The sequence below is a fragment of the Pseudomonas sp. P4_C1 genome (assembly GCF_056402155.1).
This window is the reverse complement of sequence record NZ_JBFUHY010000165.1, coordinates 1-1,246: the sequence shown is the minus strand read 5'-3', so window position 1 is coordinate 1,246 and position 1,246 is coordinate 1. Positions and strand designations below refer to the sequence as shown.

General features: G+C 55.0%; 2 protein-coding genes. Both read left to right on the top strand.

Going from position 1 to position 1,246, the window contains the following annotated elements:
• The first annotated feature begins 72 nt into the window (after positions 1 to 72).
• A complete protein-coding gene (locus AC1DU9_RS29800; RefSeq protein WP_223464023.1) occupies positions 73 to 375 on the top strand; it encodes a transposase in 303 nt (100 codons plus the stop codon).
• On the top strand, positions 372 to 1,208 hold the full coding sequence (locus AC1DU9_RS29795; protein WP_477811269.1) for an IS3 family transposase: 837 nt from the start codon (positions 372 to 374) through the stop codon (positions 1,206 to 1,208). The genes AC1DU9_RS29800 and AC1DU9_RS29795 overlap by 4 nt, the downstream gene beginning before the upstream one ends.
• Positions 1,209 to 1,246 lie beyond the last annotated feature (38 nt).

The following is a 1,246-nucleotide window of genomic DNA, read 5'->3' as shown; positions in this document are numbered from 1 at the left end:
TGAACTGGCCTAATGATTTTGGACACTTCAATCGGGCGCTATGATGGCGCCCAAATCTGAGGTGTTTTGGCTATGCGTAAATCTTATTCCAGTGAGTTCAAACTCAAGGCGGCGAGCATGGTGCTGGACGAGGGACAGTCGGTTCCCGAGGTCTGCGCCAGCCTGGATATCGGTCCTACGGCCCTGCGCCGCTGGGTCGACCAGGTTCGGAAGGAACGTTTGGGCTCGACTCCGGTGGGCGCTAAGGCGATTACCGCCGATCAGCGAGAGATCCAGCAACTCAAAGCCTTGCTCAGGCAAAAAGACCTGGATATCGAAATCCTAAAAAAGGCCAGTGCTCTCCTGCTGTTGGACGCCAAAGATCATTCACGTTGATCGATGAGCTGGACGAGCAGTACGGCGTTAACAATTGCTGTCGGGCGTTCGGCGTCAACCGCAGCAGCTTTTATGCCTGGCGTCAGCGCCAAGGCAAGGTCAAACCTGAGCGGGAGAAACTCAAAGCCGTGCTGGTCGAACATCACAAGGAATCCAGATCATCTGCTGGTTCGCGCACTTTGGCCAAGGAGCTGCAAGCCAAGGGACACCGTGTCGGGCGGCATATGGCTCGCAGCCTGATGCGCGAAGCGGGCGTTGCCAGTCGTCAGCGCCGGCGGCACAAGTACAAATCTTCCGGCGTGGAAGCACTGGTGGCGCCGCATGTGYTAAAGCGCAAGTTTGATGTTACAGCGGTCAATCAGGTGTGGTGTRGCGATGTGACGTACATCAAGGTCGGCACGCGCTGGCTGTACTTTGCGGCAGTTCTGGATCTGTTCGCTCGCCGGATTGTCGGCTGGTCGTTTTCGATGATTTCCGATGCCACGCTGACCTGCGAAGCGTTGCGCATGGCGGTCGAGCTCCGAGGCCGRCCAAAAGAGGTGCTGTTTCATTCTGATCAAGGCTGCCAATACACCAGCCATAAATTCAGAAATGAGATGCGCAAGCATGGACTTTTGCAAAGCATGAGTCGCAAAGGTGAGTGCTGGGATAACGCCCCGATGGAGCGTTTCTTTGGGAGCCTTAAATCAGAGTGGGTGCCAGAAGATGGCTACAACTCTGAGCATGAAGCCCGCATAGACGTGCAACGCTACGTGATGCGTTACAACAACGTCAGGCTCCATAGCTACAACGGCTATCGTTCACCGGTAGCTATGGAAAAACTGGCGGCATGAAAACCGTAACTGGTGTCCAAAATTAGTTGACCAGTTCA